Origin of the sequence: Methylobacterium sp. 391_Methyba4 (assembly GCF_029691625.1) — a bacterium.
GTDB classification, from domain to species: domain Bacteria; phylum Pseudomonadota; class Alphaproteobacteria; order Rhizobiales; family Beijerinckiaceae; genus Methylobacterium; species Methylobacterium fujisawaense.
This window is the reverse complement of the sequence record NZ_CP121475.1, coordinates 6149823-6174257: the sequence shown is the minus strand read 5'-3', so window position 1 is coordinate 6174257 and position 24435 is coordinate 6149823. Positions and strand designations below refer to the sequence as shown.

The 24435-nt window shown below is 71.1% G+C and carries 21 protein-coding genes and 1 other RNA gene; 8 read left to right on the top strand and 14 right to left on the bottom strand.

What is annotated here, in order from left to right; all coding sequences use genetic code 11:
- Window positions 1–287 precede the first annotated feature (287 nt).
- Entirely contained in the window at window positions 288–536 is a 249-nt protein-coding gene (gene rpmE / locus P9K36_RS29130) for a 50S ribosomal protein L31 (protein WP_012322259.1), read from the bottom strand.
- A gap of 240 nt (window positions 537–776) precedes the next feature.
- Here rpmE and P9K36_RS29125 point away from each other — a divergent pair, with 240 nt between their 5' ends.
- On the top strand, window positions 777–2621 hold the full coding sequence (locus P9K36_RS29125) for an ABC transporter transmembrane domain-containing protein (RefSeq protein ID WP_278306295.1): 1845 nt from the start codon (window positions 777–779) through the stop codon (window positions 2619–2621).
- A 40-nt stretch (window positions 2622–2661) separates the two neighbouring features.
- On the opposite strand, the gene P9K36_RS29120 is transcribed toward P9K36_RS29125, so the two are convergent.
- The 7 genes from P9K36_RS29120 to P9K36_RS29090 form a co-directional block, all read right to left on the bottom strand.
- Window positions 2662–3177 carry a methyl-accepting chemotaxis protein gene (locus tag P9K36_RS29120; protein WP_278306294.1) on the bottom strand — a complete coding sequence of 172 codons (516 nt, stop codon included), beginning with the start codon at window positions 3175–3177 and terminating at the stop codon, window positions 2662–2664.
- Between the two features lie 280 nt (window positions 3178–3457).
- Complete coding sequence (locus P9K36_RS29115) at window positions 3458–4471, bottom strand: peptidoglycan -binding protein (RefSeq protein WP_043352140.1); 1014 nt, start codon at window positions 4469–4471, stop codon at window positions 3458–3460.
- Window positions 4471–5451: a MotA/TolQ/ExbB proton channel family protein gene (locus P9K36_RS29110; protein WP_043382654.1), complete on the bottom strand. Its 981-nt coding sequence runs from the start codon at window positions 5449–5451 to the stop codon at window positions 4471–4473. The genes P9K36_RS29115 and P9K36_RS29110 overlap by 1 nt, the downstream gene beginning before the upstream one ends.
- A 206-nt stretch (window positions 5452–5657) precedes the next feature.
- On the bottom strand, window positions 5658–6476 hold the full coding sequence (locus tag P9K36_RS29105) for a TIGR00282 family metallophosphoesterase (RefSeq protein ID WP_043382652.1): 819 nt from the start codon (window positions 6474–6476) through the stop codon (window positions 5658–5660).
- Between the two features lie 3 nt (window positions 6477–6479).
- A complete protein-coding gene (locus P9K36_RS29100) occupies window positions 6480–7097 on the bottom strand; it encodes a 5-formyltetrahydrofolate cyclo-ligase (RefSeq protein WP_043760307.1) in 618 nt (205 codons plus the stop codon).
- Window positions 7087–7243, bottom strand: a non-coding RNA gene (ssrS, locus tag P9K36_RS29095) — 6S RNA. Before ssrS ends, P9K36_RS29100 begins: the two co-directional genes overlap by 11 nt.
- A 69-nt stretch (window positions 7244–7312) precedes the next feature.
- Complete coding sequence (locus tag P9K36_RS29090) at window positions 7313–7567, bottom strand: hypothetical protein (RefSeq protein WP_043760305.1); 255 nt, start codon at window positions 7565–7567, stop codon at window positions 7313–7315.
- Window positions 7568–8009: 442 nt separating this feature from the next.
- On the opposite strand from P9K36_RS29090, the gene P9K36_RS29085 reads away from it, so the two are divergent.
- Together P9K36_RS29085 and P9K36_RS29080 are read left to right on the top strand one after the other, a co-directional pair.
- Window positions 8010–10115, top strand: coding sequence for an exopolysaccharide transport family protein (locus tag P9K36_RS29085; RefSeq protein ID WP_043760303.1), 2106 nt, complete (start codon window positions 8010–8012; stop codon window positions 10113–10115).
- A complete protein-coding gene (locus P9K36_RS29080) occupies window positions 10112–11416 on the top strand; it encodes a VpsF family polysaccharide biosynthesis protein (RefSeq protein WP_043760301.1) in 1305 nt (434 codons plus the stop codon). The genes P9K36_RS29085 and P9K36_RS29080 overlap by 4 nt, the downstream gene beginning before the upstream one ends.
- 34 nt (window positions 11417–11450) lie before the next feature.
- Here the strand turns inward: P9K36_RS29080 and P9K36_RS29075 are convergent, their stop codons facing one another.
- The gene (locus P9K36_RS29075; protein WP_043382637.1) at window positions 11451–12692 is read right to left on the bottom strand and encodes a cellulase family glycosylhydrolase; all 1242 of its coding nucleotides are present in this window, start codon (window positions 12690–12692) and stop codon (window positions 11451–11453) included.
- Entirely contained in the window at window positions 12686–13867 is a 1182-nt protein-coding gene (locus P9K36_RS29070) for a DUF1972 domain-containing protein (RefSeq protein WP_043760299.1), read from the bottom strand. The genes P9K36_RS29075 and P9K36_RS29070 overlap by 7 nt, the downstream gene beginning before the upstream one ends.
- A 106-nt stretch (window positions 13868–13973) precedes the next feature.
- Here P9K36_RS29070 and P9K36_RS29065 point away from each other — a divergent pair, with 106 nt between their 5' ends.
- Window positions 13974–15239 carry a glycosyltransferase family 4 protein gene (locus tag P9K36_RS29065; protein WP_100794055.1) on the top strand — a complete coding sequence of 422 codons (1266 nt, stop codon included), beginning with the start codon at window positions 13974–13976 and terminating at the stop codon, window positions 15237–15239.
- A 308-nt stretch (window positions 15240–15547) separates the two neighbouring features.
- Complete coding sequence (locus P9K36_RS29060; RefSeq protein WP_043352155.1) at window positions 15548–16546, top strand: GNAT family N-acetyltransferase; 999 nt, start codon at window positions 15548–15550, stop codon at window positions 16544–16546.
- Between the two features lie 18 nt (window positions 16547–16564).
- On the opposite strand, the gene P9K36_RS29055 is transcribed toward P9K36_RS29060, so the two are convergent.
- Together P9K36_RS29055 and P9K36_RS29050 are read right to left on the bottom strand one after the other, a co-directional pair.
- Complete coding sequence (locus tag P9K36_RS29055) at window positions 16565–17830, bottom strand: membrane protein (protein ID WP_043761720.1); 1266 nt, start codon at window positions 17828–17830, stop codon at window positions 16565–16567.
- Between the two features lie 206 nt (window positions 17831–18036).
- On the bottom strand, window positions 18037–19179 hold the full coding sequence (locus P9K36_RS29050) for an aminotransferase class V-fold PLP-dependent enzyme (protein WP_043760296.1): 1143 nt from the start codon (window positions 19177–19179) through the stop codon (window positions 18037–18039).
- A gap of 143 nt (window positions 19180–19322) precedes the next feature.
- On the opposite strand from P9K36_RS29050, the gene glp reads away from it, so the two are divergent.
- Window positions 19323–20573 carry a gephyrin-like molybdotransferase Glp gene (gene glp, locus P9K36_RS29045; protein ID WP_278306293.1) on the top strand — a complete coding sequence of 417 codons (1251 nt, stop codon included), beginning with the start codon at window positions 19323–19325 and terminating at the stop codon, window positions 20571–20573.
- 66 nt (window positions 20574–20639) lie between these two features.
- Window positions 20640–21512 carry a 4-(cytidine 5'-diphospho)-2-C-methyl-D-erythritol kinase gene (locus tag P9K36_RS29040; protein WP_043382624.1) on the top strand — a complete coding sequence of 291 codons (873 nt, stop codon included), beginning with the start codon at window positions 20640–20642 and terminating at the stop codon, window positions 21510–21512.
- A 19-nt stretch (window positions 21513–21531) separates the two neighbouring features.
- Here P9K36_RS29040 and P9K36_RS29035 read toward each other — a convergent pair whose 3' ends face one another.
- Both P9K36_RS29035 and P9K36_RS29030 read right to left on the bottom strand, forming a co-directional pair.
- Window positions 21532–22014, bottom strand: a complete 483-nt coding sequence (locus P9K36_RS29035; RefSeq protein WP_043760292.1) for a hypothetical protein — start codon at window positions 22012–22014, stop codon at window positions 21532–21534.
- The gene (locus tag P9K36_RS29030) at window positions 22011–23828 is read right to left on the bottom strand and encodes a chloride channel protein (protein ID WP_278306292.1); all 1818 of its coding nucleotides are present in this window, start codon (window positions 23826–23828) and stop codon (window positions 22011–22013) included. The genes P9K36_RS29035 and P9K36_RS29030 overlap by 4 nt, the downstream gene beginning before the upstream one ends.
- Window positions 23829–23965: 137 nt before the next feature.
- Between P9K36_RS29030 and P9K36_RS29025 the strand changes: the two genes are divergently transcribed.
- On the top strand, window positions 23966–24394 hold the full coding sequence (locus tag P9K36_RS29025; protein ID WP_043382616.1) for a helix-turn-helix domain-containing protein: 429 nt from the start codon (window positions 23966–23968) through the stop codon (window positions 24392–24394).
- Window positions 24395–24435: the final 41 nt, after the last annotated feature.

Genomic DNA, 24435 nt, shown 5'->3' with positions numbered 1-24435 from the left:
TTCCCTGACGCAGAAACCCCGCCCGCGACGGCAGCCGCGCTGCCTCTGGTCAGATCGCGCTCGATCTCCCTATGTTTTTCTCCACAAGAAATCAATAATTCTTAAGTCTAAGTACAAAAACAACTTGCGCGAGAAGTCTCCACTCCGAAGTGAAGACCATCCGCCGGACAGGACCACGCGCCCCGCGGTGCGAGGACGTGCGCTGGGCAGCGCGCACGAAAACGGGCGGCCCCGAAACGAGACCGCCCGCCTGATTGCGCGATTCGCGTGAGCGAGGTGTTCGGGACTCAGCGCTTGCCGAGATTGCCGAAGCGCGAGTTGAAGCGCGACACCCGGCCGCCGCGATCGAGCATCTTCTGCTCACCGCCGGTCCAGGCCGGATGGGTCAGCGGATCGATGTCGAGATTGAGGGTGTCGCCCTCCTTCCCGTAGGTCGAACGGGTCTGGTACTCGGTACCGTCCGTCATCACGACCTTGATGAAGTGGTAATCGGGGTGCTCGGTCCCCTTGGCCTTTGCGGCCGCGTCCTTCGCCATGACCTTGGTCCCTGTCTGGCACGCCGGCGGGAAGCGCAGGAGGCGCCGCCCGGCCCGGAATGCGGAAGATATCACCGGTTGCACCGAACCATGGGTTCGTGGCAACGGCACGTCCAAGCCGACCGTGGTGGCGGCCCGCGGCCATTGAACACACGCAATCGGATGAGCGGCGGCCTATACCGCAGCCGCTCCCCGGTCACAAGCGCCGCGGACCGGGACAAAGAAAACACGTGAGGCGTGATGGCCCGTAAGACCAAGGCGGCCGCGGATGGCCGACCCAAAGCCCCGCTGAGCGCCCTCCGGCCGCTCCTCCCCTTCGCCCTGCGCTACCGCGTGCGGATCGCCGCGGGCCTGATCGCCCTCGTCTGCGCCTCCGCCTCGACGCTGGTCGTGCCGATCGCCATGCGTCGGGTCATCGACCACGGGTTCACCGCCGACGGTTCGGGGGTGATCGACGCCTATTTCCTGGCTCTGCTCGGCGTCGTCGCGGCCTTCGCGCTGTCGAGCGCGGCCCGCGTCTACACGGTGGTGTCCCTGGGCGAGCGGGTGGTCGCGGATCTCCGCAGCGCGGTCTTCGCCCGGCTGACCCTGCTCGACCCTGCCTTCTTCGACCGGTCGCAATCCGGCGAGATCGTCTCCCGGCTCACCGCGGACGCGACGCAGATCAAGTCGGCCTTCGGGGTCTCGGTCTCGATCCTGCTGCGCAACCTGTTCCTGTTCGTGGGCGCCACGGCCATGATGGTCGTGACGAGCCCGCGCCTCTCCGTGATGGTGCTGGCCGCAATCCCCATCATCGTCTTCCCGCTGATCGTCTCGGGCCGCGGCGTGCGGCGGCGATCCCGAGCGGCCCAGGACCGCCTCGCCGACGCCTCCGCGTACGCGGCCGAGGCCGTCGGGGCGGTACGCACCATGCAGGCCTTCGGCCGCTCGGCCGCGACGGCGGCCCGGTTCGCCGCAGCCTCCGAGGAGGCCTACCTGGCCGCCCGCGCCTCGATCCGCGCCCGGGCCCTGCTCACGGGGGTCGCGATCTTCCTGATCTCGGCCTCGGTTGTCGGAGTGATGTGGTACGGCGCCCAGGGCGTCCTCAATCACACGATGACGGGCGGCGAACTCTCGCAATTCGTGCTCTACGCCGTGTTCGGCGCGGGCGCCCTCGGCCAGCTCTCCGAGGTCTACGGCGACCTCGCCATGTCGGCCGGGGCGGCCGAGCGGCTCACCGAGATCCTCGCAGCCGAACCCGCAATTCGCGCGCCGTCGCCCGTCATGGCCCTTCCCGAGCCTGCGCGGGGCGCGGTGTCGTTCGAGGATGTGCGCTTCGCCTATCCGACCCGACCGGAACATGCCGCCCTGGGCGGGTTGAGCTTCACGGCCGCACCCGGCGAGCGCATCGCCATCGTGGGCCCGTCCGGCGCCGGCAAATCGACGGTGTTCCAGCTGCTGCTGCGCTTCTACGATCCGCAGAGCGGCCGGATCCTGGTGGATGGCACGGACATCGCCCGGGTCGACCCGGAGCGCCTGCGCTCCCGCATCGCCCTGGTCCCGCAGGACCCGGTGGTGTTCTCCGGGACCGTCACCGAGAATATCCGTTACGGCCGACCGGAGGCCGGCGAGGCGGAGGTCCGGCGCGCGGCCGAACTCGCCAACGCGCACGGTTTCGTCACGGCGCTGCCGCAGGGCTACGCCACCCAGGTCGGCGAGCGCGGCGTGACCCTCTCCGGCGGTCAGAGGCAGCGCATCGCCATTGCGCGGGCGATCCTCAAGGACGCGCCGATCCTCCTCCTCGACGAGGCGACATCGGCGCTGGATGCCGAGTCCGAACGCGCGGTCCAGGCCGCCCTCGCGACGCTGATGCAGGGCCGCACCACGCTGGTGATCGCTCACCGTCTCGCGACGATCCGCGCCGCGGACCGCATCCTGGTCCTCGACGACGGCCGAATCGTCGAGACCGGAACCCATGAAAGCCTTCTGGCGCAGGGTGCGCTCTACGCCCAGCTCGCGAACCTGCAATTCACCGATGCGCTGGACGAAACGGCACGGGGCAAGGAGCCCCGCAGCCGCGGCGAGCGCCTGCCGGTCGCGGACTAGCCGGAGCGGGTCTGGACATCGCCGCGACGGCCGGCGCCGCTCACTGGGCGGAGGCCTGCGCGACGCGGCGATGACGATGCCCAGCCCCGCCCTGCGCCCGCTCCGCCGCGGCCTGGATCAGGCCGACCTGCGCGACGATCGTATCCGTCGCCCGTGCCATCTGACCGGCCAGATCTTTGACGTCCGCGGCGGCGACCGCGAAGCCCTTCCCCTCCCCGCCGTCACGGACAGCCTCGATTGCGGCCCGGAGTGCCATGAGGCTCGTCTGACCGGCGATGCTTGCGAGGAGGCCGGTCGCCTGGTCGGCCACAGCCTCACCCGCGTCCGACGCGCCGGCAACCCTCGCGCTCGCCTGCATTTGCATCAGCCCGTCCTCGAAGACCCGCACGGCCGCCGCGATCGCGCCGGCCTCGTCATGCGGCTCCTGGTCACCCAGACACTTCATCGTATCGCGGCCCACCGGAGGGCGTCGAGCGGCGTGCCCGTCCGTGGCCGGACCGGGCAGATGGCTGACGTCGCGCCGAGCGGCGTTCGGGAACAGGTTGAGCTTCGACATCGATGACACTCCCCGGATCGCCGGCACCCTGGAGCATCAAAGATAACGAGAGGTTAAATCGATGGTCCGTCAAGACGGCCGCGAATGAACCGCAAATACAGGAGGCAAAACACGCTTCGATGATAGCATGTAAAAATCATACAGATTGAATTGGACACAAATTTTGCGTCTTTATAGCCCTCTTCGACCGGGAAGACTGGGCGATCCCGACCTCGCCGGGGGAGCCGGCTCAGATCCTGAGGCCGGATGCGCCTGAGGCCACCGGGTGGGCCGCGCAGCCCTACCGCTCGGTGAGCTTCATCTCGATCCGGCGATTGCGGGCGTAGGCCTCCTCGGTCGCGCCGGCCTCGAGAGGCTGGAATTCGCCGAAGGCACCCGCCAGGAGATGCTGCGGCGGGATCCCCTTGCCGGCGAGGTACTGGACCACCGCGATGGCGCGCGCCGCCGAGAGCGACCAGTTCGACGGGAATTGCGACGTGCTGATCGGGCGCGCATCGGTGTGCCCATCCACCCGCAGCACCCAGGGCAGATCCGCCGGGATCTGCTTGGCGAGATCCGAGATGGCCCCGGCGATGCGGTCGAGTTCCGGCCCGGCCTCAGGCTTGAGGGTCGCGGAGCCGCCCGGAAACAGCACCTCGGATTGCAGCACGAACCGGTCGCCGACCACGCGGATGTCGGGCCGGTTACCGAGGATCTGGCGCAGGCGGCCGAAGAAGTCGGACCGGTAGCGGGCCAGTTCCTGAACTTTCTGTGCGAGAGCGACGTTCAGCCGGCTGCCGAGTTCGGCGATCCGCGCCTGGGATTCCCGGTCGCGGCTCTCGGAGGCCGAGAGGGCGTCCTCCAGGGCGGCGAGCTGCCGGCGCATGGCGCTGATCTGCTCGTTCAGCAGGTCGATCTGAGACAGCGCCCGCTTCGTCGCCCCGCGTTCGGCCTCCAGCTGCTTGTCGAGCGTACCCGCGGCGCCCTGGCTGACGGTCGCGGCCTCGGCCTGCACCTTGGCCCGGTCGCGCTCGGCCTCGACGCCGGCGAGGGTCGTGCGGAGGTTCCGCGCCTCCTCCTCCTGATTCCGGCGGTTCGTCCGCTCCAAAGCGAGCAGATCGGTGAGGTCGGAGATCTGGCGGTTGAGCTTGGCCAGCGTCTCGTCCCGGCCGGTCAGCTCCTGCGACAGGAAGAACTGCCCCACCACGAACACCGTGAGCAGGAAGACCACCGAGAGGAGCAGCGTCGCCAGCGCGTCGACGTAGCCGGGCCAGACATTGAGCGTTCGCCGGGTCCGCGTCGCCGTGGAGGCCACTAGACGCGCTCCCGGCCCAGCCGGTCGAGCACCTGTTTCAGCTCGCGCTCGCGGCTGGCCTGCGCCTCCACCCAGTCGCGGATCATCTGCTGCTCCGCGCGCATGTGCTGGACGAGACCTTGGATGCCCTCGGCGAGATTGGTCATCGCCTGCGTCGCCGCGCGGCTCCCGCCGCCCTCGGCCACCAGTGCCGTCAGGCGGTCGACGGCGTCCTTCAATTCCTGCGTGCCCGCGGCAGGCCGCACCGCCGCGACGGTCGCCACGGCCTCGGGCGCGGTCGCGCCGGACATCAGCCAGTCCTGCAATTCGTTGTGGAACCGGGCATGGGCCTGCCCCGCCTGCAGTTCCAGGAAGCCGGTGATCAGAGACGAGGCCAAGCCGAACAGCGAGGCCGAGAAGGCCAGGCCGATGCCTGAGAGCGGCACCGCAAGACCGGATTTCAGTTCGTCGAACATCACGCCGGCATCGCCGCCACCGCGCATACCCTTGATGACGCCGCCCACCGCCGACAGCGTATCGATGAGACCCCAGAAGGTCCCGAGCAGGCCGAGCAGGATCAGGATGCCGGCAATGTAGCGCAGGATGTCGCGGCCCTCGTCGAGGCGCACCGCGATCGTATCCAGATAGCCGGTGGTGCCCGGCAGGGTGGCGCCTCCAGCCCGCGCGGCGATCATCGGCGCCATCGGCGCCAGCAGGGCCGGCGGCCGTTTCACCGGCCCGCCGTTGGCGACGGCGTTGACGTAGGCGGTCTCGCGGAACAGCCGCACAACCTGACCAAAGGCGATCAGGACCGCGATCAGCAACACCCCGAGGATGAGACCGTTGAGTCCGGGATTGGCCAGGAAGGCCGGGGTGATCTGCCTGAACAGGATGAAGGCCAGGAAGCCCACCAGGATCAAGAAGATGACCATGCGCCCGAGATAGATCCCGGGTTGTGCCAGCGGCCCCTTGTTAACGTCGCCGGTTTCTCGGGCGGCCATCCGTCGCTCTAACCTGATCTCATTACGCGGCAGCCGGATGCCGGCGCCGATCGTGGGCACTGTGGGGGTAGGCCCGCACGCGATCAAGTCTCGCGAAGGTCAGCGGGAAGCTATGCCCACCCCCTTCGGGATCGGCGACGCACAAAAGGCTTAAGACCGCCGCTTCGTCCTTAGCCGAACCGGCATCCGCGGCACCGGACGGGACGCTAATCCCAGAATTGCGGCCAGCTCTCCTCCAGATTCGGCCCGAGGCGGAGGGCTGCGACCCGCGTGGCGAGGCCGCGCGCATCCGTCTCCACCGCGATGCCGCTCAGGGTGCCCTCACCGACCGCCACCTCCCATCGGGAGCCCGGCGTCTTCTGGATCATGCGCCGGATCGGCTCGTCCTTCTGCATGCCGATCACCGAATCGTAATCGCCGCACATGCCGGCATCCGACATGTAGGCCGTGCCACCCGGCAGGATCCGGTGGTCCGCGGTGGGCGTGTGCGTGTGCGTCCCGACGACGAGGCTCGCCCGCCCGTCGAGGTAATGACCGAAGGCCTGCTTCTCGCTCGTCGCCTCGGCGTGGACGTCGACGATCACGGCGTCGGCCGCCGCGCCGAGGGGGCAGGCGGTGAGTTCCCGCTCCACGGCCGTGAACGGATCGTCCATCGGGTCGAGGAAGACGCGGCCCATCACATTGACGACGAGGACGCGAGCGCCTCCCTGCGTCTCCACGACGGTCGCACCGCGGCCCGGCGTACCCGGGGGATAGTTCGCCGGCCGCACCAGGCGTGGCTGGCGGGCGATGAAGACCATCGCCTCGCGCTGGTCGAAACTGTGATTGCCCAGCGTCACCGCATCGGCACCGGCCTGGATCAGTTCGTCGCAGATGGCCTCGGAGATGCCGAAGCCGCCGGCCGCGTTCTCGCCGTTCACCACCACGCAGTCGAGGCGCCACCGCTCACGCAGGCGCGGCAGGCGCTCGCACACGACGGTGCGGCCCGAGCGCCCGACGACGTCGCCGAGAAAGAGCAGGCGCATGGGTCAGGCGGTCCTGTCGCAGCGGATCACGCCGGACTCGGTGATCACGAACTGGAGGGGGCGGTCGTGCGGCTCGGCCGGCACCCGCTCCACCTCCTGGGCGGCGAAGCCGATGCCGACAGTCAGGACCGGACGGGTCCGGGAGAGGCGCGCGATCGCGCCGTCGTAGTAGCCGCGGCCGTATCCGATACGCTGACCGGTCCGGTCGAAGGCGGCGAGCGGGACGATCAGCGCGTCGGGCTCCACCGGCGGAAGCGACGGATCGGGCTCGCTGAGACCGAATCGGCCGGCGATCAGGTCGTCGCCGACGCGCCATTCGCGGAACACCAGGCCATCCGGCGTGACGTGCGGCAGGGCCACGGCCTGGGCACGGGCGCGCAGGCCCTCGACGGCGGGGCGGGGATCGACTTCGCTGCGGATCGGCCAGAAGGCCCCCACCAGACGGGCCTGGGCAAGCTCGGGCAGCGCGAGCAGCGCGCGTCCGATCGCCGCCGAGGCGGCCTGCCGGGCCGCGGGATCGAGGGCGTCGCGGGCTGCGAGCGCCGCGCGGCGGAGTTCCGCCTTTCGGGCGACGTCCGGAGCTTCGGCGCTGGCCTGGGGAGGGGTCGGGTGCGGAGCCACGTGAGCCGTTGGAGGATCGATCCCGGGAAACCTACAGCGTAGGTGGGCGCCGTGTTGGCCAAGTCCAGGGACGAGGCCAGGGACAGCTCCCGAGGGAGTCGATAAGGCCCCGGGGATAGTGCTCCTGACGAACTCTGCAGCCCCGCTGTCATCATGTAGCGGTCCTGACCCGATCCCGCCAGGGCCGTACGTACCAAAAACCGCAGGTCGTCGCTTCAGGCCGGCGCCGCTCCGCCGTCTTTCGCGCCGGCCGCTCGGGCCCGGGCCACCGCGAGAATCTCGATGCGGCCCTCCTCGTCGGCGACCGACTGCCACAGGCGGATCAGCTCGATGAGATCGGCCAGCGGGCGCGATGCCGGAGTCCCGAAGAAGGCCGCGACCGGCACCCCGGTCACGTCCGCGATCCGACGCAGATGGGCACTGACATCGCGCCGCCCACCGGCCCGGTCCTCGAAGCTGGCTGTCTGCATAAGAGCGCACCCAAAATTGGATCGCAGGCCGCGAAGTTAGACAATGCTACGTCGCCACGTGATCAATACAATTTATCCGATGGGATAATAGAGTATGCCGCAGCGGTTATCCACGCCGATGGCGCTCCATATCGGTGAAAGCCGCATCACGGGGGCCGCCGTCTTTGCGAGGCTGGCGAGCCGGCTAGGTCGGCCTGCCGACAGACCTCCGCGATGCGGCGACGTGTGCGAGCCGCGCGCCACCGACATGCTGTAGCAACAATCGGAACGACGCAGTCATCCGGGACCGCGCCGCGTGCCGATTGTTTACCATGCCCCCAGTCATCCGCGCGATTGAGGCGCTGATCGGGGTCCCGATACATTGTCCGCAGACTGCGCGACTCTTGCAGTAGAGAAGGCGCCCGCGAGGGACCGACCCGGATTGAGACGACGGTGACCGATCGTGGCACAGATCGACCATAACATCGCTGTCGCGACGTGGCTCGCCCCCGTGCAGCCGGCTCATCCCGAACGTCCGGGCCCGAACCGTCCGGACACGACGGCCGAGCTGGGCGACCTGTGGCGGATCCTGTGGCGGCGCAAGTGGCTGGTCTTCGGAACGGCGCTGCTGCTCGGACTCACCGTGCTGGCCTATGCCCTGATCACGCCGTCGCTCTACACGGCCACGGGACAGATCCTGATCGATCCCCGGGACCGTCAGGTCGTCACCAACGACGTCAATCCCGCCGCATTGTCGCCGGATGGTGGCATCGCGCAGGTCGAGAGCCAGGTGAAGGTGATCGAGTCGGACGCCGTCCTGGGGCGGGCGGTCGATCAGGCCGGCCTCGAGCGGGTGCCGGGCTTCGGCGTTCCGCAGGAGAGCGGCGTCACCCGTGCGTTGGCGTCCCTTCGCGAGATGCTGACCGGGCCGAGGCCGGAACGCCGCGTCGATGCGCGCGGCCGCGCCCTCGACCAGCTGCGACGCCGGCTCGCGGTCAAGCGCGCCGACAAGGTGTTCGTGATCGACCTGGTCGTCACCACGACCGACCCCGATCTCTCGGCGCGGATCGTCAATGCCATCGCGGGCGCCTACCTGACGGACCAGACCGAGGCCCGCTCGGACGCCGCCAAGCGCGCCGCGGGCGATCTGCGCGGGCGCCTCGACGAGCTGCGGAACGCCGTCAACACCGCCGACAAGAAACTGGAGGATTACAAGGCGCGCAACGGCCTCATCGCCTCCAGCGGCCGGCTGGTGAACGAGCAGCAACTCACCGACCTGAATGCACGGCTTGTCGCGGCACGGGCTCGGACCGCCGAGGCCAAGGCGCGCCTTCAGGGGATCCGCGACGCGCGCGGGCAGGCAATCGGGTCCGGAGCGATGCCGGAAGCCGTCCAGTCCTCAGTGATCGACCGGCTCCGCGGCCAGTACGCGGAACTCGCGGCCAAGGAGGCGGACCTCCGCACCAATCTCGGCGAGCGCCACCCGTTCATCGCCGCCGTGCGCACGCAGATGCAGGACGTCCGCCGGCTGATCGACGCCGAGCTGAACCGGATCGCGGGCGCCGCCGAGACCGAGTCCCAGCGGGCCCAGGCCAACGAACGGACCCTCGCGGCGGAGCTGGAGCGCCTGCAGCGGCAATCGGCGGTCAACGCCCAGTCGTCGGTGCAGCAGCGCGAGCTGGAGCGGGAGGTCGACGCGGCGCGCTCGGTCTACAACGCCTTCCTGGTCCGCGCCCGGGAGATCAAGGAGCAGACCAGCATCGACAGCTCGAACGCGCGGATCATCACCGCGGCGCGGCCGCCGCAGGATCCGAGCTGGCCACCGCGCCTGATCCTGGTCGCCGCCGCCCTCGCCGGCGGCCTCGGCCTCGGCGCCGGTCTCGCGCTGACGCGGGAATACCTCGCGCCGACCGTGCTCTCGTCCCGGCAGTTGGAGCGCCTGTCGAACGCCCCGGTCGTCGCGGTGCTGCCCGGCCTGCGGCCGGGCGGCGCGAGCGCGAGCGCGGCGAGCATGACGCTCGACCACCTCGCCGCGACCTCAAGCAGCCGCGGCCGCTCCCTGGCGCTGCTCGTGACCTCGGGCGAATCCGACGATGCGGAGCGCCGGGCCGTGATCGCGCTGCTCGCCGCCGTGGCGGTCGGGCGCGGCGACCGGGTTTTGCGGATCGATGCCGATCTGCGATCCGACGGCTCCGGCACCGGCGGCCTGCTCGACGTGCTGCGCGGCGAGCAGAGCCTCAACGCCGTGACGCAGACCGACCCGGCCTCCGGTGCCCGCCGGATCGGACTCGGCGATACGGTGAAGCCCCTGCGCGACGCCCTGACACCCGCCAACATCGAGCGCTTCATTGCAGGCGTGAAAGGACGCTTCGACCTCGTGATCGTGGATGGCGGCGTGCTGACCGAGAATCTGCGGCTCGGCCCTCTGGCGGCCGCCGCGGACCGGCTGCTGCTGGTCGCCTGCAACGGTGCGACGCGCCAGCGCGATCTGATCGACCTCGTCGACACGTCGGAGGCCCTCGGCCGACCGGTCTCCGGCTCCCTGCTCCTCACCCGGCGCACCGCGTGAGGACCCTCCGGCAGACCGCCGTCGCGCGCCGCCGCGCCGCGGTGGCGCGCCCGGGTCCGGTTCTGCGGGTCCTCCTGCGGGTGGAAGCGGCGGCGCTGTCGCTCTGGGCCCTCCTCCTCGTCGGGGTCTCCGGCGGCCTTCTGTGGGTGCTGGGGCTCAACTACGAGGGGATCACCGGCTCGGCCGCCTCCAAGATCCACCCGTCCACCTATCTGGCGGTGATCCTGATCGGCTGGACGCTGGTGCGGGCGGGCAATCCCGTGATCCCGGTGGCAGGCGCGCTGAACCGACGGCCGGCCAGCGTGCTCCTGGCCGCCTGCGGCGTGGCGCTCCTCGCGCTGATCGCGGCCCGGGGCGGCGCGGGCCTCGCCGGCTCGATCGATACCTTCGTGCTCGCCGGCCTCATCCCGATCCTGCTGATGGACCGCGACGCCGCCACGCTCGGCCGGCTGGAGACCGTCTTCCACGGGGTCATGCTCGCCAACGCCCTGCTCGGCCTGTTCGAACTGGCGAGCGGCCAGCGATTCTTTCCCTATCGGTTCGACGGCGTCGCGTTCGAATCCGACACCCGCTCGGCGGCGTTGCAGGGGCATCCGCTGGCCAACGCGACCTTGACGGCCTGCTACATCCTGGCGCTCGCCAAGGGTGGTGGCCGGCTGGCGCCGATGGCCCGCGCCGCGATGATCGGCCTCCAGCTGGTCGCCCTCGTCACGTTCGGCGGTCGCTCGGCCACCGTCACGACACTGGTTCTCGGGAGCGGCGTGGGCCTCGTGGCCCTGAACCGCACCCTGCGCACCGGCCGCGTTCCGCTGGCGGCGGCGGCCGGTGCCTGCTTCGCCCTCACCCTGCTGCCGGTTCTGGTCGCTATCCTGGCCGCTGCCGGCTTCTTCGACACCCTCCTGGACCGGTTCGTCTCGGACGGCGGCAGCGCCAAGGCCCGGGTCGACATGCTCTCGGTCTTCGACGCGATCCCGTTCCGGCAGCTTCTGCTCGGCCCCGACTTCCTGCAGGTGAACACCCTGCGCCGGATCTACGGGCTGGAATGGGGCATCGAGAATTCGATCATCTCGGCCGTGCTCTATCACGGCATCCTGGTGACGGCGGTGCTGGTGATCGCGGTGGGGCTCTACCTGGCGGAGATCGCGCGGGACTGTCGGCGCGGGGTCTGGCTGCCGATCCTGGCCTTCGTGATCCTGGTGAACACCTTCGAGGGCTTGGCCGGCAAGACCACCCTGCTCGCCAAGTTCGCCCTGATGCTCATCGTGCTGTTCCCGCCCCTCCCCGCCCGGGGGCGCGTCTGATTGGGAGCGAAGATCGGCCGGATCGGCGGGCGTTTCAGGACCGGCTCCGGAGCCCGAGCGCTGCGACGAGGGCGGGATCGGCGACGTGCGCGTCGTCCATGAAGCCGAGGCCGTCGAAGAGATTCCAGAACGACCAGGCGAACCCATTCGTCTCGGCCGCCATCCGGACGTCGCGGATATAGGCGGCCCGGTCCGGAGCCCGGGACGCCGTGAACCGGGCATCGGTGCGCAGGGCCCCGAACTCGCCCATCAGAACGTGTCCCGGGGCGATGCCGTAGAGGTCCGCCCAAGTCGACACCGGCGCCATCGCGTCGGCGATGTAGGCGGGGCCGGGCGCGGCCTCGAAATAGTCGCGCAGCTTCGCTTCAATCACCGCCCGATCGCGCGCCTTCTCGGCCTGCGTCACCGTGCGGTCCGCGTCCATGCGCGCCTCGACCACCGCCAGCGTCTCCCGCAGCGTGCCGCGCGACCCGGGCCAGGGAACCGCCGTGAGCCAGCGATAGAACGGCTCCTCTGTAAGCCACGTCGCCCCCTGATGGGAGAACAGGTACGGCTCGTAGAAGTGGAACGTGTAGAGCAGCGGCGAAAACCGCGCGAGGGTGCCCGGATCGAGCGCGGTCAGGCCGGCGACGAGACTGCCGCAGGATCCCGTCGCCACCAGGGTCAGCGCCGGTGCCGCCGCCCGGGCCGCCTCGAGGAGCCTGTTCTGGACCCGATTCCAGGCGAGCGCGCCGCAGGCCTGCGGCGGCTCGTTCACCGGTTCCAGGGCCACTTGGCCGGCATCCTTCCGAGCACACAGGCGCGCGAGGGCGCCGACGAGGTCGCGATAGGCGGAGAACAGCAGCGCCCGGTCCGAACCGTAGAACGCGTCGGGCGTGTAATGGTGAGTCGCGGCATTGGCCTGGACATTGACCACGACGCGCAGCCCGGCCGCCAGGATCGCATCGATGGCGGCGGAGAGCGCATCGAACAGTTCGGTGCGCCGGGTGCCAGTGAAGGCCACGAAGGGTCCGGGATCGAGGGGCAGTCGCACGAAGTCGAAGCCGAGATCGGCGAGCTGCCCCAGGTCGCGGGGCGTGGGTATCGGCCGGCCGGCTTGGAAGGGCGGCCAGGCATAGTCGGTCCGCGGAGGCGGATATTCGGTGGTCAGCGAGAACCACGGCCACAGGGCGATGCCCCGACGCAACGCGATCGGCGCAGGCGTCGCTCGGGCGGGTCGCGCCCCCGCCGCTGCGAGGGCACCGACGAGCAGGGAGCGCCGGCTTGGGCCTACCATTCCGGACCGGCTGCGGCGCCGACGAGAACGGCGCCGGGTTCGGTGGCCGAGACGTCCGGCGCCGGCGGATAGCCGCCGACCCGGCGCAGCGTGTCCTCATAGGAGGCCAGCACGTCGTCCCAGCGGAACCGCTCGGCGCGCCGCCGTGCGGCCTTGCGGGCCGCCGCGACCGCGGCCTCGTCGGCGAGGACATGCGCGATCGCTGCGGCGCAGCTGTCCCGATCCGAGAAGTAGAACTGATCGTCGCCGGCCGTGCCCCGGTTGAACGGATTGTCGTGGGCGATCACGGCGTTGCCTGCCCACAGCGCCTCGACCAGCGACGGGTTGGTGCCGCCCACGGTGTGACCGTGGAGATAGGCCCGCGCATGAACCCGAAGGGCCTGAACCTGCTCGGGCTCATAGATGGCGCCGGGGAACAGCACCTCGGGCGAGGCGGCATCCTCCACGGCGCGATGGTACGGGTTGCCGACATTCAGCGTGCCGAGGACGACCAGCCGCATGCCCCGGGCGCGGCGTGAGAACGCCTCGACGAGCGTCAGGATGTTGTTGTCCGGCTCGATGCGAGCGATCGAAACGAGGTAGCGATCGGGCTCGAGCCCGAGGGGCGGCGGTCCGGTTTCGGCCGGAGGGTCGCCGCCATACGGAATGGTCGTGATGGCCGCGCGCGGCCGGCGTCGGGCGAGATGGTCGGCGATCCCGGGATGGTCGGCCACCAACCGCTGCGAGGACCACGCGGCGATCCACTCGCTGACATAGAAGAAGGCGCGGACGGGCAGCGACCATTTCGGACGGCGCCACTCGATGCCGTCCATGTTCGTCACGATCCGTCCGCCGCGCGCCCGCAGGTAGGGCAGGAACACCGCACCGTTGTACCCGAGCACCAGGCACACGCCGCCGCGTGTCGCCGCATCGTGCGTGCAGATGGCGTCGAAGGCGAGAGTCGCGGCAGGGCCGCTCAGGCCGGTCTCCACGGTGATCAGTTCGACGCCGTTCCAGAGGCGAGTCGAAATGCGCTCCCGCACCGTCTCGACGTCGCGCTGACAGTACACCCCGACCTGCCATCCGCGGCCGGCCAAGAACAGCGCCAGACGTTCGGCAAAAGTCTCGAAGCCGCCATGCGCAGCCGGAATTCCGCGCGTGCCAAGAATAAGTAGTTTCGGTGCGCGGTCAGCCATGGACCTTCCTTCCCAATTAAGGGCCCCTATTGTAAAGCCCGAGGATACAGTCACGGCGCCCTGCGATTACAACCGCTAGTTGCTGTAAAAATTCAGAAATAGACTTATGGTTGATAGCCCAGGATTCAAGTCGTGTCGCGTCAGCGACGACGATCGCGCCCTCGCAGCCGCCATGCGCGCGGAGGGCGACGCCGCGTCGCGTCTGCGGATCACCTGCGTCCATCAGGGCTTCGAGTTGTACGGCTCGGATCGCTGCTTCATCGAGACCGTCCGGACCATCCGGGCCGCCCATCCCACCGCGCGGATCGACGTGGTGCTCCCGCGGCGCGGGCCGATCGTCGCCGGGCTGGAGCCGTTCGCCAACGACATCGTCATCGCACCGCTCTGGATCCTGCGGCGCAAGAATCTGGCGCGCCTCGCAACTCTGGGTCTGTTGACGCTGCCCATCGCCATAATCCGTGCGTTGCGTCGCATCCGCGCGAGCGACCTCGTCTACATCAACACCACCGTGGTGGCCGACTATCTGTTGGCCGCCCGGCTCGCGCCCGGCCGGAGCATCGTGCACGTCCACGAGATCCCCGAAGGCGTTGTGCTGAAGGTCCTGCGTGGTCTGATCCGCTGGAGCGGCGCCAACGTGGTGTTCAACTCGCGGGCCACCGAGCGAACCTACGCCCTGCCCCACGGGACCACAGCCCGCGTCGTCTATAACGGCATCGCCGGTCCGGCGGAGCCGAACCGGCCTGCGTATGACGGGTCTCGGCCGCTTCGGGTGCTGATGCTCGGCCGGATCAGCCGGATCAAGGGACAGGACGTCCTCGTGGAGGCCCTCGCCTCGCTGCCCGAACCCGTGCGCCAGCGGATCCAGGTGCGCATCGTCGGCAGCGCCTTCGAGGATGACGCCCGCGAGCAGGCCCTGGTGAAGCGGATCGCCGAGGCGGGTCTCGCCGATCAGGTCACCCTCGCGCCGTTCGTCGCCGATCCCGCGGCGCTCTACCGCTGGGCCGACGTGGTCACGATGCCGTCGCAGCGACCGGAATCCCTCGGCCGCGTGGCGATCGAGGCGATGTCCTACGGCGTTCCGCCGCTCGTCACCGCCATCGGCGGCCTTCCGGAGGTGGTGGAGGCCGGGAAGACCGGTTGGATCGTTCCGTCGGGCGGCCCGGAGCCGATCGCCGCCGTGCTGGCGGATCTGGTCGCTGACCCGGCGCGCTGGCGCGATTTCGGCCGTGCGGCGCGGGCACGCTACGAGAGCCTGTTCTCCGAAGCCTCGGCGGCCGAGGGTATCGAGGCGATCGTCCGGACGACGCTGCGCCGCCCGCGGGCGACGGATGCCGCGCGCGCCGCGGACGTTCCGGCCCGCCCGGCAGCTTAGAGCCGGCGTCCTCGCATTCGCCTCGGTTCCAATCCGGCGACGGAGCCGGTCGTGGGACCGGGCTCGCCCTCAGCGATCGGGGCCGAGCGCCGCAGCCGCGCGGGGCGAACCGTACGGCAACTGACGGTCGTCCACCGCTTCGCGGATCCGCCCCGAGGCCTCGAAGGCCCGCTGGACACGCCGGGGATTCGGCGCGCAGTGCGGCAGTCACCCTGTGGACGATCGGCGGCGCAAGGATGCAATGCGACCGCGCCTGATCGATGAGCGTGCAGCGCGGACAACCCTGCCTGGGCAGGACGAGGAGCGACATGGCAGCCAAGCTCGCAGTTCAGGAGACTGCGGATGCCCTGGACTGGGACAGACGGATCTGGGCTTGCCCGGGCGCCAACATCTATTGCGGCAGTCCCTGGGGCGCCTACAAGGTGCGGCGCGGATTGGCGGTGCGGCGCGCGGTGGTGACCGGCGACGGTGCGGATCTCGCCTTCATCCAGTGGCAGACCCGTCGCAAGGGGCCGGCGCGGTTCATCCACGTCCAGGGCGGCCCCTTGCTGACCCAGGCCGGGACACACCGCGCGGAGGCGGTGTTCGCGGCGTTCATCGATCACCTCGCCCTCGGTCGGCTCGACATCCTCGCCATCGACTACGAGCAGTTCGAGACCCGGGATGCGACGCTGGCTCTCCTGATGCACGGCTTCACCCCGGTGATCGGCGCGCACGATCACACTCTCGAACTCGACCTGACGCAGGATCTCGACGCCATCCAGGCCGGTATGGAGCAGCGCTGGCGCAAGGCCCTGCGCAAGGCGGAGCGCAACACCGAGGTCACGACGCATTTCCTGACAGACCGAGCCGAGCGCCTGTCGGCCTTCGACGATTTCACCGCGATGTTCGCGGCCCTGCGGGAGCGCAAGGGTTTCGCCACGACGCTGCAGCCGAAGGCCTACCGGGACATCGCGGCTGAGGACGAGCACCTGCTCTTCCTCGACGTCCGCGAGAAGGGAGAGCGCATCCTCGTGCGCATCGCGCATCTGTCGGACACGCGCTGCACGGATTTCTACACGGCCTCGAACGCGCGGGCCCGGGCGACGGGCGCCGCCACCCTCGCCGTCTGGCGCTTCGTGGAACGAGCGAAGGCGGAAGGCTGCCGCGTCTTCGATTTCGGCGGCATCGATCCGGCGGTGAACCGTCCCGTCTTCGACTTCAAGCGCGGCCTGTGCACCCACGTCGTCCAGCACAACCCGCTCTGGATCTACAGCAAGACGCCCGCGCTGCGGAAACTGGCGCCCGTCCTGCTCTCCCTCCGCTGAGCGCCGCCGCCGCGCCCTTCACAGGACGCCGACGGGCCGCGCCGGCCTCGGATGCCGGGCCAGCGTCCGAAAGGCCGAGACCGACCAGACCAGCGTGGCCACCTCGGAGGACAGCAGGCCGACGAGCGCCGTGGCGGGAGGCATCAGCAGCAGCAGCACCGGCACCATCACGGCCATGCCGAGGGCGGCGCTCGCGACCGCACCCGCCGTGATGGTCCGGAACGCCGCGGAGGCCTCCAGATAGGCCCGCGGGATCGCGTAGAGCAGCGACACGGTCACCACCGCCCAGACGCCGAGCCCGATCCAGCCCATCGGCTGGTCGGCGAACCGCCCCTTGAACAGGATGTCCTCGATCAGCGGCAGGGCGGCCGCCATCAGCGCTCCATAGGCGAGACAGGCGCTGCCGAGCAGGATCCCGTTGCGGATGACGAGCCGGCGTGCGGCGTCGACCTGCCCGGCCGCGAGCAGCCGGCTGATCTCCGGCAGGATCATGTTCAGCAGCGCGCTCGCCGGGATGCGCAGCGGCGCATAGAGCACGATCGTGGCGGCGATCGGCGCGTAGGCGGCAGGCCCGGCCAGGAGCGCCAGCAGCAGGGTCAGCCCCTGCCCCTGCACGGTCAGGCTGGTGACGCCGGCCAGAGACCAAGCGAGGGTCCGCCAGATCGCCCGGTAGCGCGCCCGTGCCCGCGCGTGGAGGGAGAAGCGGATCCGCTCGCGGAGTGCCCCGTACGCCACGGCGATCGCGATCGCGTGGGCGAGTGCGATCGCCGCGAAGGCCCGATCCAGGAGCGCCGTGCCCTCGCCGTTCAGCCAGCGGGCGACCAGGAGACCGCCGCAGACCGCGTAGACCAGATCGCTCAGGCCGGCGATCCGGGGACGGCCGCGGGCGAGAAGCACGATCCGCAGATAGCTGCGGAAGGCGTAGAGGCCCACGAAGGCTCCCGCCGCGAGCGCGCCGAGGCCGATCACCGGGATCAGCACCAAGCCGACGCCGGTCGCCATGACGCCCGAGACGAGCACCGCCCCCGAGCCGAACATCACGTCGTAGCCGAGCGCCGCCGGCCGCCCCAGGCTCCGGGCGACGTGGATCGTCGCCGGGACCGCGACCAGGGCCCGGATATAGGTGATGCCGACCGCACCGACCGCGAAGACGATGGCGAACAAGCCGTAATCGTGCGCGCCGAGTTCGCGCACCAGCAGGATGTTCAGGAGGAAGTGGAACAGGCTCTGGATCAGTTCGCCTGACAGGATCACGGCGAACCGCCCGGAGAGGACGGCGCGCATCGGTCCGGGCAGGCGGCGACGGCCGGGACCCGGGATCCGGAGCCAATCACCGGGACGCGGCATCGAATCGGGCATGTGGGTGTGGACAGTCTCCGTGTGGGCAAGCCGACGGTGTTCCGGCACCGTCATCGAGAGCCGGCCGGTGGCGCAGCATCCGCATTCCTCCGGCTCTATGCCTGCGTCGAAGGATCCGCGCCCGATCGGTCTCAGATGACGCCCTGGCACGCGGCGCGCAGTGCGGCAATGCAGCGCGTGAGATCGTCGTCGTTCGCCCAGACATGCGGGCTGATGCGCAGGGCGCCGGAGCGCTCGCTGACGAAGACCTTGTCCTGGTGCAGGCGCCCGACGAGATCGGTCGGCATCCCCGCAGGCGGCCGCAATCCCAGGATGTGTGGTGCCCGCAAGGCCGCCGGCATCGGCGTCAGGCCGAACGCGGCGACCCCGTCCGCCAAGTGGTCTGTCAGCCCGCGCAGGCGGGCGGCGATGGCCGGCACGCGCCATTCGGCGATCAGCTCCAACCCGGCTACGGCCATGGACAACGCCACCGGATCGTAGAGTTCGCCCCGGTCGTAGCGGCGTGCGCCGACGGCCGGCGGCCGGTTCCCGACATTCTCCTCGATGGCCGCCCCGTCCTGCCGGTGCGGCGCCGCGTACAGGAAGGCGAGGCCATAGGGACCGAGGGTCCATTTGTAGGTGGGGAAGGCCAGGAAATCGGGGCGCCACCGGGCGACGCTCACCGGAACGGCGCCCACGGCCTGCGTCGCGTCGATCACCAGGGCCGCGCCCGCCGCATGGACCAGGGGCGCGAGACGGTCGAGGTCGATCAGGCTGCCGTCGGTCCAGTGCAGCGGGGTCAGGGTGGCGAGGGCGAGCGGCGCGGCACCCGGCCGCGTGATCGCGGCCGCGACGGCTTCGGTCCAGTCCCCGTCCGAAGGGCGCGGGACCTCCTCAACCACCAGGCCCTGTCGCTCGGCCAGGCGGTCGAAGGCGAAACGCAGGGACGGAAACTCGTCGGCCACGCGCAGCAGGCGCCCGCCCGGTCTCAAAGTCAGGTTGTGCGCGGCCACCGCCATGGCGTGGCTGACCGCGCCGACGATCGCGATATCGTCCGCGCCGGCCCCGATCAGCCGGGCGGCCGCTGCGCGCGCCCGCTCGGCCCAAGCCGGGACCACCGCGCGGGGATGGTCCCAGGGTCGGCTCTTGACCAGAATTCCCGCTTCGCCCGCCTCGCGCACGGCCCGCGGAAGCGGCGACCACGCCGCCGCGTCGAGGTAGCAGATGGCGGCAGGCATCTCGAACAGGTGGCGCTGGCAGGGAAGCGCGACAGAGACGGATTCGGGAAACGCCATGATGCGCGGGAGCCTAGAGGATCTGACCTGTCGGGACCAAGGCCCGGGCTTGATCGCGCGGCGCCGATGCCGCAAGGCGACTCGTCCCAGCCCGCGAGGCCGCCTGTGCCGACCCGCCCGCCCCCGTCTGAGCCCGCAGCGCCATGGGCCGCCTGAGCCCCGACTGCTTCGACGCCGCACCCGCGCCGATGCGGGTCGCCGACGCGGTGGCGCTGATCCGGGCGCGGCTTCCGGTCCTGTCCGGAATCGAGACGGTTCCGCTCGCGGGTGCGGATGGCCGGGTCCTCGCGGAGGACCTGATCGCGCCGCTCGATCTGCCCCCCTTCGACAACGCCGCGGTGGACGGCTACGCCCTGCGGGCCGGCGATCTCGCGGTCGAGGGCGAAACGCGCCTGCCCATCGGCGGACGCGTGCCGGCCGGCCATCCGGCCGCCGATCCGGATCCGGGCGCGGTGGTTCGGATCTTCACCGGGGCGCCGATGCCTCCGGGGACCGACACCGTCGCCATGCAGGAGGACGTGCGGATCGAGGGCGGTACCGTTGTCCTGCCCGAGGGCCTGCTGCCGGGCTCCAACCGGCGGCGGGCCGGCGAGGACGTCGCCCGCGGCAGCATCGTGATCCGCGCCGGGACCCGCCTCGGGCCGCAGCACATCGCGCTCGCCGCCGCCTGCGGCATGCCCGCGCTGCCCCTGCGGAAGCCCCTGACGGTCGCGTTGTTCTCCACCGGTGACGAGCTGACGCCGCCCGGCCAGCCGCTGTCGCCGGCCGGCATTTTCGACGCCAACCGGCCGATGCTCGCCGCGCTCCTGAAACGGCTCGGCACCAACCCGGTCGATCTCGGCATCCTGCGCGACGAGCCGGGGCCTCTGCGGGCGCGCATCGCGGGCGCCGCCGCGTCCCACGACCTGATCCTGACATCGGGGGGCGTCTCCGTCGGCGAGGAGGATCACGTCCGCGCCGCGGTCGAGGCTTCGGGCGCGCTGACCTTCTGGCGGCTGGCGATCAAGCCCGGTCGCCCGGTGGCACTCGGAACCGTGGCCGGCACGCCCTTCATCGGCCTGCCGGGCAATCCGGCCGCTGCCTACGTGACCGCCCTTGCGGTGCTGCGTCCCCTGGTCCTGCATCTCTCCGGGGCACACGACACGGCGCCCGAGATGGCGGTCCGCAGCGGCTTCGCCCGCGAGAAGCGTCCCGGGCGGCGCGAATATCTGCGCGTCTGCCTGCGCGCCGGCCCGGACGGTCTGCCTGAGGCCGTGCCGGCGCCCGGCGGAGCTCTGTCGGGCCTTGCGGGAAGCGACGGGCTGGTCGAACTCGCCGAGGATCTGACCGCGATCCGCGTGGGCGACGCCCTGCCCTATCGGCCGCACGGGGCGTTCGGCGGAGACACCCGCTGAGCTGTTGTTCTGGTCCGCGAGGCTGTAGAGCCTCGGGACAAACCGCCACGACCCGACCGAGACCCCGTGCCCCTTCTCGCCGATCGCGCCCCCGCCAAGGTCAACCTGACGCTCCACGTCCTCGGCCGCCGCGTCGGCGACGGCTACCACGTGCTTGAGAGCCTCGTCGCCTTCGCGGGGACTGCCGACCGCCTGACGCTGGATCCCGCTGCCCCGCTGGGCCTGACCGTCAGCGGGCCCACCGCCGGCCCGGCCGGTCCCACGGACGACAACCTCGTCCTCCGGGCCGCCCGGGGGCTCGCCGCGCGGGTGCCGGGGCTGCGCGTGGGCGCTTTCCATCTGGTGAAGCGCCTGCCGGTCGCGGCGGGGATCGGCGGCGGCTCCTCCGACGCCGCCGCGGCCCTGCGGCTGCTGGCGCGCCTCAACGGGCTGTCCCTCGACCACGAGGCCGTCGGCGCGGTGGCGCGCGAGACCGGCGCCGACGTGCCGGTCTGCCTCGTCCCGCGGGCCCGGATGATGCGCGGGGCCGGCGAGGAGATCGGCCCGGCCCTCGGGCTCGCGCCGCTGCCCGCGGTGCTGATCAATCCCGGCGTTCCGGTGCCCACCGCACCGGTCTTCAAGGCGCTGGGCCTCGCCGCCGGCCAGGATCTCCCGGGCGCGCCGCATCCGACGATCCCGCAAGACATGGCGACCGGCGCGCTGCTGGAAGCCCTGGCCGGGGCCCGCAACGATCTGGAGGCGCCGGCTCTGACCGTGGCGCCGGTGATCGGCGACGCGCTCAAGGCCCTCCGCGGCCAGGGCTGCCGCCTCGCGCGGATGTCGGGCTCGGGTGCGACCGTGTTCGCGCTGTTCGCCGACCGTCGCGCGGCCGTGCGGGCCGCCGCAGCCCTGCGCACCGCCCACCCTGCATGGTGGGTCGCACCGACCTTCCTGCGCTGAGCCAACCCGCGGCAGGCGTTCAGGCCGGCTCCGCCGCGTAGACCGTCACGACCCCGTTCCCCTCCGGCACCATCACGCGCCAGCGGCTTGCCCGCGGCAGGTCGCCGGGATCCATCGCGCTGACGCGGCCGCTCCCGACATCGAAGGCGGCCAGCCGGCCGTCCCTGTCGCAGCCGCACAGATACGCGCGGCCGTCACCGAGATGGAGCGCAGCCGGAGCGAGGGCGGCGTGGCCGACGGCGATGTCCGCGAGGGCACCGCTGGGCGCCAGGAAAGCGCCCTGCAGCGCCAACACGTCGGCGTCGGGGGCGATCTCAGAGACGATCCGCAGGTGGCCGTCGGCCTCGTGACGCCGGTTCAGCAGCAGGGCCTCCCGCCGTCCGTCACGCAGGACGACGAGGGCGAGATCAGGCCCGTCCGGGCCGGCGATCAGGTAGCAGCTGCCCGGCCCGAGCTGGTCGAGGCGGGTGGTCCGGCCGGGAAGGCGCGGCTCCATGGTCATGCCTCCATCCGTGCGCGCCGCTCACCCCGCCCCTTCCGGTAGAACGCGCGGCGCTCGGCTTCGGCCCGCACCACGGTGGCGCGCACCTGAAGCAGATCCTTGCGGGTCAGGAGCCCGACGAGGCTGCCGGTCTGCGGATCGGTGACCGGCAGGCGGCCCTGCCCGGCCGACAGCATCACGTCGAGGGCGTGCGAGACCACGTCGCCCGGATGGACGACGGCCAGATCGGCGTCGGAGACGCGCTCGCCGAGGGTGCCCGCCTCCGTCTCACCCTCGCGCACTTCGAGGGTCCAGCGCAGGGCGTCTTTGCGCGAGACGAGGCCCACCGGCCGACCCGCGCCGTCGACCACCGGGTAGGCGTGGTGGAGGCCGGTCTCGATGGCGGCGAGAGCCTCGGCCAGGGGCAGGTCCGCGTCCAGGGTCTCGACGGTGCGGGTCATCACCGCCTCGACCCGGGCCAGATCGTAGGGATCGATCCCGTATTCCCGGGTGACGTGCTGCCCGCGCCGGGCGATCTTCTCGGTCAGGATCGAGCGCTTGAGGAGGAGCACGGTCACCGCGTAGGCCGCCATGGTGGCGGCGAGCAGGGGCGCCAGGGCGGCGACGTCGCCGGTCACCTCGACAGCGAAGACGACGCCGGTGAGGGGCGCCGGCAGCGTGCCGCCGAGCATCGCCGCCATGCCGAGCAGCGCCCAGAAGCCGTGGGCGCCGGGCAGGAGCAGGCCGATCAGCCAGCCGACGGCGCCGCCAAGGATCAGCAGCGGCGCGAGCACGCCTCCGGACGTGCCCGACGACAGGGCGGCGAGCCAGATCACCGCCTTCACCCCCAGGATCAGCACCACGGCGCTCGCCAGCATGTGGCCGGAGAGCAGGTCGTGGATCACGTCGTAGCCGACGCCGAGCGCCCGGGGCTCCGCGAGGCCGCCCAGGCCGACCACGACGGCGCCGAGGGCGGGCCACCACATCCAGTGGATGGGAAGCCGCCCGAACCCGTCCTCCAGCGCGTAGAGCGCCCGGGTCAGCGCGCCGGAGATCAGGCCGCAGGCGACGCCGAGCAGCGCGCAGGCGGGAAGCCCCCACCAGGGCAGGGCCGGATTGTCGGCGAAGGGAAACAGCGGGCCGGCGCCGAACAGGGCCGGCCGCCAGCAGGCCGCCGTGACCGCCCCGACGGTCACCGGGACGAGGCTCCGCGGCCGCCACTCGAACAGCAGGACTTCGACGGCGAGCAGCACGGCCGCCACGGGCGTCCCGAAGATGGCGGTCATGCCCGCAGCCGCGCCCGCCACCAGCAGGGTCTTCCGCTCGGCGGCGCTGAGGTGGAAGAACTGCGCGAAGAGCGAGCCGACCGCGCCGCCGGTCACGATGATCGGCCCCTCGGCGCCGAACGGGCCGCCGGTGCCGATCGCCACCGCCGAGGAGAGCGGCTTGAGCACGGCCACCTTGGGCGACATCCGGCTCCCGCCGATCAGGATCGCCTCCATCGCCTCCGGGATCCCGTGGCCGCGGATCTTCTCCGAGCCGTAGCGCGCCATGGCGCCGACGATCAGCGCCCCGATCACCGGGATCGCCACCATCCAGGGCCCCGGCGTCGCGCCGGCCAGGGAGGTCAGAGCGGTATCGAAGCGGCCATACCACGCGAGATTGGTCACAAGGCCGATGAGCGTGAGCAGGATCCAGGCGGTGACGCCCGCGGCCGTGCCGGTGACGACAGCCATGCCGGCCAGCGTCAGGACCCGCCGATCAGCACTGAAATCCCGCAGCGCACGGCGCAACGGCCTCGCACCCCCGCGCTCCCCTTCCGTCCCGCCGATCATCCAGGCCTCCTTTCCTCACGACCGCATTTATGTCGTGATCCGATATAATCCACAACGGCACGGTCGTGGCGAGGCTGCACAAGCCTGTCGATCCGGGGCATCGTCGGCGGATCACAGGCCCCATCACGGAGGCGATCATGGACACCGACGCGTCCGGGACGGAGGCGCTGTCGCGGGAGCAATATGCGGCGCTCGCGGATTTCCGGTTCCGGCTCCGCCGCTTCCTGGCGTTCAGCGAGGCCGCGGCGGCCCGGGCGGGGCTGCCGCCGCAGCAGCATCAGGCCCTGCTGACCCTGGCAGGCCATGTCGGACGCGCGCCCGCCACGGTCGGCCTTCTGGCCGAGCAGCTGCTGATCGCCCCGCACAGCGCGGCCGAACTGGTGTCCCGCATGGTGGAGGCCGGTCTGCTGACCAAGACACGCGCCGTGGAGGACCGGCGGCGGAGCGCGTTGTCGCTCACGCCCCGTGCCGAGGTCCTCCTGCAAAGCTTGACGGCCGCGCATCTGGACGAGCTGCGCAACCTCGCCCCCGCCCTCACCGACGCCCTCGGACCCGCGACGCGCTGACGCGACCGGCGGCCGATGGGTCGTTCAATCGTAGGGACCGG